This window comes from Vibrio qingdaonensis, from assembly GCF_026191675.1.
Taxonomy (GTDB): Bacteria; Pseudomonadota; Gammaproteobacteria; order Enterobacterales; family Vibrionaceae; genus Vibrio; species Vibrio qingdaonensis.
Genome location: NZ_JAKRRY010000028.1, coordinates 63,225 through 74,393 on the forward strand (window position 1 = coordinate 63,225; position 11,169 = coordinate 74,393).

At 47.6% G+C, this 11,169-nt stretch carries 2 protein-coding genes; both read right to left on the reverse strand.

What is annotated here, in order from left to right:
• Complete coding sequence (locus MD535_RS18380) at nt 1–8,250, reverse strand: VCBS domain-containing protein (protein ID WP_265676508.1); 8,250 nt, start codon at nt 8,248–8,250, stop codon at nt 1–3.
• 20 nt (nt 8,251–8,270) lie between these two features.
• Nucleotides 8,271–11,169 (reverse strand): VCBS domain-containing protein (locus MD535_RS18385; protein ID WP_265676509.1); only part of this gene is annotated, 2,899 nt, incomplete at its 5' end.

Consider the following 11,169-nt stretch of genomic DNA (forward strand, 5'->3'; position numbering starts at 1 on the left):
CTACAAATCGACCTTAATGATGTTCAAGCTATCAAGCTGACTAATGAGGTCAACCTGATGCCCAGCAGGGTCATTGATGACATTTGCATCCGATATTCCCAACTCACTCCAACCTACACCATCTAAGGTGATATCCGTTTGCTCGTTTCCTTTTGTCACGCTGATAACCGTACTGGTCGCATCGTTCACATCATCATTAACCGTCACTGATATATTGCCAAGCAATTCACCAAGATTATTATGTTCTGGCAATAAATCCGAAATATCCAGAAGGTCATCACCGACACTGAAATCCGTTACCGTCGAGGTTGCGGGATTCAAGGTTGTTCCTGCTGAGTTTTCCGTGAATAAGAACAAATCATGCCCATCCCCCCCGGTTAAGATATCATTACCACCGCCACCAAAAATGATGTCACTCTCCGCGCTGCCTAGCAGGGTTTCAGATGAACTATCACCCACCACTATTTGATCAGGCAAGGTAAGTTGCTCGGATTGGTGCAGAGCAATAATGACGTCGGCAGGCGTCATATCGTCTAAGTCAAGTTGAGTCACACCTAGCAAAGAAGTGAGTGTCACACCTTCTAACACAATAGATTGAAGCAGAACGCCACTATCGCTAATTTCAATCACTGTATCGCCAGATTGCTCTTGGATACTCAGCTGATCGGTCAGTAACTCGTCGGCTTTAAAGTCAACCGACGTTAAGTCAACGACATCATGGGTCACCGTTGGATCATTGCTCGTGAAATCGCGAACATCAAAGTCTTTCACCGTATCGGTGCCCGCCAGTGCTGCCGTTTCCCACTTAAAGGTATCTTGAGAGTCATTGTCAGTGCTGACACCGCCAGAAAGCGGTATGTCGTTACCAAATAGCCATTCATCATCAGCAGTACCGACAAGAATGTCGTTGGTTGCACTATCCCCTCTTAATCCCTGATTACCCGTTACCGTAATCGTAATCGGTTGTTCTGAATCACCATTAAGCCCACCATCGCTGGCATCAATATAGAACGTATCATCGGCCGTTTGATTGGCTTCTAAGGCATTACTGCTGCCCGCAAGCAGAACATACGCCCATACTCCCGTCATGACATTAAAGGTCAAGGTTCCGTACGTGCCGACTTTGGTATACGTGTCGCCAACTAACGAACCACCTCGTAGGCTTCTGGAAATTGGTGTTGCGGTATCTACATCTGAAACCGTGATATTACCACTGGTCGTGTCTGTTACACCTTCTTGTACGCCTGCGGTGAAGTCTCCATCAATGGTCGGTGCATCATTGGTACCTTGGATGGTCACTTTCACCGTTGATACCGTGCCATCAATAGACTGAACATTAAATTGATCATCCACGAAATCACCCACATTTAAACTGTCGAATGACTCATCAGCGGTGTAATTCCAGTTGCCATTCTCATCAATGGAGAACGTACCATGGTTCCCTGCAACATTCGTTTGTTCGATGAATTTATTGTCATCGTTATCAACATCCGTCGCGGTCAAGGTGCCACCGGTAGACAGCGGTGCATCGGTTTCTTGCAATATCACATCGGCAGAACTGACTGTCGCAATATCGTTCGTTCCGTTAATAACGATATTCACCTGTGATGTTGTGCCATCTAAAGACGTAACGGTGAAAGACTCTTCAGCTGTTTGACCAACATTGAGGCTATTAAAATCACTGTTCGCCGTGAAATCCCATACGCCGTTTTCGTCAATACTGAACGTACCAATTGATCCCACAAAATCGGTCTGAGCAATGAACTTATCATCATTATCGGCATCCGTTGCGGTAAGGGTGCCATTGGCCGTTAGCGTGCTATCCGTTTCATCCAAATTTTTCGTTGCAGCGCTAATATCCGCGGCATCGTTCGTCCCGTTGATTTTCACACTCACTGACGACACAGTGCCATCCACCGATGTCACGGCGAATGATTCACTCACACTTTGGTTCTCATTGAGATAATCAAAGGATTGGTTGGCAATAAATGTCCATGTACCGCCAGCATCAATGGAGAATGCACCGTGGGTGCCGACAACGCCAGTTTGCGGCGTAAACGTATTGTTTGGATTATCAACATCGTCCGATGTCAGGGTATCGGTAATAGTCAGTGGCGCATCCGTTTCGTCTCGCTCAACATCCGCAGAGCTCACGGTTGCGGCATCATTGGTACCGGTAATTTTCACTGTCACGGTTGATGGCGTACCATCCACACTGGTGACATTGAACACTTCTTGGATCTCTTGCCCTTCACTCAGTTCATCAAACGCACTGTTCGCAGTGAAGTTCCAAACACCATTTGCGTTAATTGAGAACGTCCCATAAGAGCCACTCACATTCGATTGAGGTGTAAACGTATTGTCCGGGTTATCAACATCGGTAGAGGTCAATGTTCCTGTCGCGGTAAGAGCTGCGTCAGTTTCAATAAGATCGACACTGCCCGTCGTCACAACCGCGGCGTCATTATTGCCTTCCACCGTGACATCAATGGTCTGACTAATGGTATCCCCTTGACCGACACCACCCACTAAGCTTTCAATATACACCTCAAATTGCTCTGTTTGAGGGCCTTCATTCAATGCATTGGCTTTCGCTTGATCCAGTTCGTAAACCCATTTGACGCTGTCAGGTGTATCGCCTGCGACCAATGTTAACGTACCGTAGGTGCCTTCAATTTCCGTCACCACCCCTGTGCTACTCAGACTGTAACGATGCGTATCACTTTGATCGACATCATCAATAGCCACGACACCGTTAGCCGTATCCACCTGCCCGCCAGTAGGGTCTTCGTACACGGTACCTGTCGCAGTCGTGTCGCCAGCCACAATCGTTGGCGCATCGTTGGTACCGGTTACTTGGAATTCAATCACGCGCTCTGACGATAAACCAAACTCATCCGTGACTTTTACTGTGTATTGCAGTGGCGTAGCCAGCGTTTCTCCTTCAGATAACTCCTCAAAGGGGTCAACTAAATTAAACGTCCAAGCGCCCGTTGAAGGATTAACGGTTAATTCACCTCGAGCATCACCAGAAACCACTTGCCAAGTCTGAGTATCCGCATCAGTGCCATCCACGCGACTACCGCCAGTCCCATCTGCATTATTATCTGAGTCACCACTATCAAAGGTTCCTGATAGAGACGTTAGGGTATTTTCAGTCACATCTTGGACACCAATATCCTGAATTTCAGGCGCGTCATTGGTACCAACAATGGTGATCACAATCTCTTTTTGTTCACTCGACAAACCAGAGCCATTCATGTCCGTTGCGGTGACAAAAATTGAGGTTTGCATCGTCTCGCCTTTTGGCAAGTGATTGATATCAGGATCGTCACTGTTGATGGTATAGGTCCAGTTACCGTCTGAATCAATCGCGAAGGTGCCCATATTCGGGTTAGCTTCAGTGAAACTAAACACTGAGGAATCGCCAATATCTGGGTCAGCGACAATAAGTTGCCCTTCTGCGCTATCACTTGGGGTATCAACCACCGTGCCGACGACCTTACCTTCCAATACTGGTTTGTCATTGCTACCGATGACTTTCACTTCTACCGTTGTCATCACTTCGGCACCGGATTCATCTTTTGCTCTTATAACAAATGTTTCCGTTACTTCCGTCCCTTCCGCTAACGCATTAATATGCGCGTCATCGTACAGGGTGTAACTCCACTGATTCGTCGCCGGGTCAACATTAAAGAGTCCATACGTACCGTTTAACGTTGAGGCTTGAAGGGTAACGTTGTCCCCAAGATCGCCTGGGGCATCTCTATCGGTAAGAACAATATCTCGGGTGATGGTTGGCGTTTGATCAACATCATCTGGAAGCGCTTCTACAATCTCATTGTCATCAGCCAATTCCAGAGTTTCAATCACTGGCACCTCGTTGGTACCAACAATATTGATCGATATTGGTTGAGTAACGGGGGCACTGTTGTTATCGGTGACATTCACTTGCCACTGCAGCGTTTTGGTTTCACCCTGGTTGAGTGCCACAATGTCAGGATGAGGTTCATCTCCATTGACGCCATAGGTCGTATTGAGTTCAAAGTCCCAACTACCATCGGAATTCACCGTCAAAGTACCGTACGCTGGGTTGGCATCGATCGTGGTTAAGTTAGACCATTCTAATACGTCGCCGGTATCAATATCATTAGCAGTACTACTCAAATTACCGCTAAGCTGCTGAGGCTGACTTGAGTTGGTATCCGCCGTTAGCGTGTCAACATACGACGTCGCGGTTGGCGCATCATTAAGTCCCGTAATATCAACGACAATTTCCAATGTTTGAGGGAAACCGTTGTCATCAACGATGGTTTTACCATATTGATCAATGGCGTAAACCTCGAACGTTTCGGTAACCACATCGCCATCAGCAAGCTTTTGTACAGCAGGGCTGTCGTTGTCGAGCGTAAACGTCCAATCACCAGACTCTGTGACAGTCATCGAACCATAAGGGCTCGAACCATCAATCAAGGTCCAGGCGATTGTGTCACCAAGGTTTAAGTTGTCGACTGGCGTTCCATCTTGTTCAGTAACATTGTCTAAAGAAAGCGAACCTGAACTCACTACAACTGCAGGTTCGGTATTATTGGCATCAGCACTAGGGTCATTATTGTCTTCCACGGTAGAAACCGTCTGTACAATTAATGCCACATCTTGATCACTAGGGTTATGAGCGTTTTCAGCGGTGCCGACAATCTTGATTCGAACTTCATGTGTATCGCTGGTGGTGGAAGAGTCTTCAGTTCCACCAAACGCCGCATCATCCTTATCGGTGACCTTAACAGTAAAGGTGTCATAAACCACCTCGCCCGGCGCCAACTCCGTCGAAGGAGAAAGCTCGTAAGTCCACTCGCCAGTATCAGGATCTATTGTAATTTCACCTAAGCTACTGGTTGAAGAAGTCCCTCCGTCAATGGTCCAATTAAACTGTTCATCTGAATCAGGATCTTCGGCACTTAAACGTCCAGTTGTGGATGGGATAGCATCTTCCGTTACTTCGCCAATAACGTCGTTATCAACCACTTCAGTATCACCCAGGTAAATTTCGGGGTTATCTGCGGTACCATGAATCGTCACATTGACGACATAAGTGTTGCCATCATCTGCGGTAAAGCGCCATTTTTCGGTTACGACGTCGCCCTCTTCCAGCATTTGAACTAAATCTGAATCATTGTCCAGCTCATAAAGCCACTTCGTACTGTCATTAGGATCGACAACCAACTCTCCAAAGACTCCGCCAGAGATTGGCGTAATGCTATTTTCATTAATATCGGCACCGACTGTCCCGGTATCGGTTAGCATCACGTCTTCGGTCACATCAGCGGTGACTTCAATGGCACCACCGCCTCCACCACCTCCACCGCCGGTTTCGTCTTGACCGACAACATTGATGACAATCGTAAATTCTTGCGAAATACCAGGAGTATTCGTTTCTACATCAGTGATGTTATCACTCACCACTACCTTAAAGGTTTCGGTTGGGTTCTCACCAAAATCTAAACCCTGAACAGCAGGACTATCGTTATCGAGGGTGTAAATCCATTGGCCGGTATTGTCTAATGTCAGGGTGCCGTATAAGCCTTCCCCATCTCCGTTAGGTCCACCGACAATACTCCAGTTACGACCAGGACTATTATTGTCAACATCGGTTGCAAAAAGCTGCCCTTCAACACGAGTGAGATCCGTACCAAAGACATCCGCCGTACCATCTTCAACCACCGTCCCAGAGTTATCTCCTTCGACGATTGGACGATCATTATTACCTGTGATGTGAATATTGATCTCTTCAGTAACCGTTGCGCCATTGGTATCGCGGGCAAGCACAACAAATCGTTCGGTTTTTTCTTCACCTTCAGCTAACGTCTGCAAACTCGACTCTACCGGAGTATAAGTCCATTCACCTGCAGCATTGATCGTTAAGCTGCCATACAATCCGGTATACAATCGCTCAGTTGCACCATCTGGTACGAGGAACTCAGCCGAGTCATTATTATCAATATCTGTTGCGATCAATTGCCCAGTGACCGCTAAACCACTGTCTTCAACATACGAGCCTGTCACATCACCAGAGATGACTGGAACGTCGTTTTCAGCCGTAATGGTGACGGTCACGGTTTGAGTCACAGTTTCACCTGTGCCTCCCATATCGGTCACTTGAACATCAAATGTGTCGACTAAGGTACGGTCAGCAACCGTGGAGTCTGTTGGATTGAGATTTTGAATTTCTTCGAACTTATCTGGGTTCACCAAATAGGTCCAAGACCCATCACTTTGCAGCAAGAAGGTGCCGTATTGACCCATGTTCGGTGTACCGGAATCTAAACTCCAGACATGCGTATCATTGGTATCGACATCGCCATCTTGTAGTTGACCCGACGTGGAGTAAATATTGTTATCCAGATTCCCTTCAGCAAACGTGTTATTAAGACCGCTAATCACTGGGGCATCATTGGCGCCAACAATATCAATGTTCAATACTTCAGTCGTAGTGCGACCGAACTCATCTGTCACTCGCAACTCGACAGAATCACCATTGGTGAGCGTATCGCCTTCTGCCAATGCATTGACGGTATTGTAGGCATCGCGTTTACTCGGATCAGCAGCGACGTCTGCTGGTGTAAATAAGGTGTACGTCCATTCACCAGAAACATTGTCAATGCTAAATGTTCCGTATTGCCCATTAGACACCACTTGCCAAACCGCTCCGTCACCACTATCGGGGTCACCGGAACCAATGTCGCCCTGTGCTAATTCCTCTGGGGTTGGTGTCCCTTTAACAAACTGACCTTGCAAGGCTGCGCCATCTTCAACGACTTGGTATGAACCAGCAGAGATGATCAATGGGTCTGTGTTGGTGCCCGCCACTGAAATAGTCACCGGAATTGAACTGGTTTCACCCAGTTCGTCAGTAACAATAACGTTAAATACGTCAAGCTCGGTCGCGCCAGGTGGGATCGCTTTAGTATGCTCCGAGAGGTTATCTAAGGTATACGTCCATACGCCATTGCTATCCACAGATAATGTGCCGTACTCACCATAGAAGGTACTGGTATTTGTCGTGTTGCTATCGTTGTTGTCAATGGTAAACGTATGCGAGTCGGTCGTATCTTTATCGGAAACCGCTAGGGCGCCTGTCGCAGTAATATCAAAAGTTTCATCCTTGTGGCCTGGCTCCACCACGCTCCCCGTGACATCACCACTAAGTACCGGCGCGTCGTTTGCTCCCTCAATGCGAACGGTAATCTGTTGAGTATCCACTCTATCGGCACTAGGGTTGCCTCCTTTGGAGTCATCGACAACCGTAACCGTAAAGGTTTCCTCTAATGCGGTATCGCCAGGGCGAAGAGCTTGCACTGCTGGGTTATTATTGTTGAGTGTATAGGTCCATACCGCTTCTCCCGTCACAGGATCAGAGGTAATAACAATCGTCCCGTAGTCACCGGTATTGGTATCGATAGACCACGTATGCTTGTCGTTAGTATCTACATCGCCGGGTTGCAAAGTCCCTGACGTAACAATATCCGCTGACGTATCGCCATTCGGGAAATCATCTTCCGTCACCGTGCCTTCAACCGTGCCTTCAATCTGCGGCTGATCATTGGTACCGGTCACGCGAACTTGTAATACTTGAGTATCCGTGGCGCCGTATTTGTCTGTGACTTGAACAGTAAAGTTTTCAAAAACTTTTTGACCCCGTTCTAGCGCTTGTGTATTCGCTAATTGCTCGGATGTCAGCGTCGTATCCGCGGTTGACTCTAGATCATAGCGCCATTGCCCTGTCGACTCGTCGAGTGATAGGTTGCCGTAAGTACCAATCGCAACACCATCAACAACCGATAGCGCATTACCATTGGCATCTAAAATAACCCAACTGTGTACTTCATTCTCATCAGGGTCTTGATCATTTAAGGTACCTTGCTTAAATTGAGTTCCCGCATCTTCTTTAATCCGTATTTGGTTTACGTTACGGATGTCGGGGGCATCATTATTGCCTTCAACATTAACGTTGACGACGTAGCTATCTGTGCCACCAAAGCCATCGTCAACCGTTATAGTGAATGGGTCTTCAGCATAAATCACCCCCTCTTCCATAAAGTTGGCTTTGGCTTGATCTAACGTGTACGTCCATTCACCATCATCGTTAACGGTTAACGTACCATAGAGTCCGTCACCATCGACAACCGCCCAGTCATGGGTATCTTTAATATCATCATCCGCGACTTCAAGGTTGCCCTTAGCAACACTCAATACGCCACCATCTTCGATGACTAACCCTGAATTATCACCCGAGATGGAAGGATCATCATTCCCCCTTCAATCTCCACTGTAACGGTATCAAAGCCAACTCCGCCTTTACCATCTGATACTTGGATTTGGAAATACTCATAGACCTTTTCACCAGTTTGCAAATGGTTGACTGAGTCATTCACTAAGGAATAAGTCCATACCCCCGAATTGGAGTCTAAAACTAGGCTACCGTAATCACCACTTGTGGCACCTACAACCGCCCATGTATGGCTATCATTTACATCAACATCGCTAGGTACTAAGGTGCCTGTCGCCGTTGGTATCGGGTCGGAATCTTCAAATACTTTACCCGTTAGTTCACTGCTTGCAGAAACCGTTGGCAGATCGTTGGTGCCATGAATCGTCACCACAATTTCTTGCGTCGCAGTGCCATCAACCGATGTAACTTGGAAACGTTCAGTTCGTGTTTCGCCTAATCCCAGTGCCTGAACGGTGACGTTGTCTTTATCAACAAGGTAAGTCCAATTACCTTCAGGGGTAATAGTGATACTGCCTAACGGTAATCCATCGGTAACATCTGCCACATTCGTAACAGTCGTGGAGAAAATATTCTCCCCACTATCAATATCACTGACTTGCAAGGTTCCGGATTCTTGCAAATTACTTCCAACCACTGTGATGTCTTCCGTCACTGAACCCGATGCAACACCGGATATTGACGCACCATCATTAGTCCCATTGACCACCACTTCAACAATCTGAGAAGTACTACCATCAATGGAATAAACTCTGAAACGCTCAGTAAAGCTATCTCCAGCTCCGAGTTGTTGTACCGATGCTAAGTTATTGTCTATGGTGTACGTCCACGTACCGGAAGACGTAATTGAAACACTGCCTAAAGACGAAATGCCATTGCTATTGTTCAATGTGTCAACGCGCGTCGGATCAAACTGATTCTCACCAGCGTCCACATCTGTCACAGTTAGACTACCAACGTGCGAAAGTGTGGTTGTCTCGTCATCTTCCGTCACACTTCCTTGCACATAGTCAGTGATAAATGTTTGGTCTTCCGCCCCGTTGATTTTGACTTCAATTTCAATAGGCGTACCGTCTTCACTAAGAACGGTGAATTTTTCAGTGACCGAATCTCCCACATCCAAAGACTGAATCGCGGTCTGCTGATTGTCTACCAAATAGGTCCAGCTTCCATCGGCAGCAACGACTAACGAGCCACCTAAAGTATTGGCAGCATCAGCGCTCCCCGCTCCTACTTGGAATGTGTTCTCGTTTGCATCAGGATCATCAATAACAAGATTGCCTTCCACCTTGATGTTGTTACCGTCTAGACCCTGATCCTCTAAGCCCTCTGCGAATGTACCACTGACAATCGAAGGCACATCGTTAGTACCTTCAATGGTAATAACAACGGTATGTTCAGTACCATCTTCAGATCGCACAGTGAAGGTTTCTGTCGCGGTATCCCCTTCACCAAGGTATTCAACGTACGCATTCGCAATCGAATAATCCCACTCACCTTGAGCGTTAATTGTTAAAGTGCCAACCGCATCGGTCGCTCCATTCAGTGTGCTTGTTGATGTAATTGAGCTAGGGTCCGTTTGGAATACTTCCTCATCGCTTCCATCTGTATCTTGAAGCTCAAGTACGCCACTATCCGTGAGTTCAATCAGGCTATCATTTTCTTTGACATCCCCTACCGCTTGGCTTGGATCACTGATCAGCACAGAGTCATCATTGATCCCGACAATATCGACAACAATGGTATGTTCTGTGCCATCAATGGTTTGCACCGTAAAGGTTTGTGTCGCGCGTTCACCTTCTGCTAGCCCTTGAACATTACTGCTACCATTTGGAATCTCGTATGACCAATTCCCGGCCGCATCTATGGTTAAGGCACCATCAACAAAATTACCGGCGGCTGACGCAACGGAAGCAGGGATAAACGCCCCTTCACCATCATCGGCATCGCTAATAGTAGCTTGGCTACTGAAGAATAAATTGCCATCAGTATCTATTTGTGTCGCATTGTCTTCCGTTGCTTCACCATAAGAAGTACCACCGATGACTGGCTCATCATCGGTACCGGTAATCGTGATAACGATGTTATGAGTAGTACCGTCTTCACTGAGTACTTGGAACGTCTCGGTACGAGTCTCGCCTTCAGCCAGTGACTGCACCGAGCTGTCGGTGTTGTCGATTTCGTAATTCCACGCGCCAGTCGCATCGATGGTCAGAGTGCCCACCGGTGTGAGGCCATTACCATCATCGACTTTAGTAACGCTGGTTTGGAATTGGCTCTCGCCTTGGTCGGTATCGGTAATCGTCAGCTGGCCGCTTTCTTTAAGCAGGTCACCACTTTGTACTTCAAAGTCTTCCGTAACACCGCCAATGTCAGTACCCGCTATCACGGGCGCGTCGTCAGTACCTTCAATGGTTACTTCGATGATTTGGGTTTTACTGCCATCAATCGACGCCACTTCAAAGCGCTCAATGCGCGTATCGCCGTCGCCGAGCTCTTGCACGCCAGTGAGGCTATTATCGACTTTGTAGGTCCACGTGCCGTCCGCCAAGATGGTCAGCGTGCCCAATGGCGACTGACCTTCGTCATTGGTTAGGTTAGTCACGGTGGTGTTAAACGCCGCTTCACCGGCATCTAAATCGGCGATGTCGAGTTTGCCGCCACCAATGAGTTCCCCACCCACTTCGTCGGTGTCTTCTTTGACGCTGTCTGGGGAATAATTAGTGATGAAGGTTTCATCTTCCGCGCCGTTCACCGTCACACTAATCGTGTGCTCGGTGCCATCGGCGGAGGTCACGATAAAGGACTCGACCAAGGTGTCACCCACATCGAGAGCTTGCACCTGCGTTAAGGTGTTATCGATGGTGTAGGTCCAGGTGCCG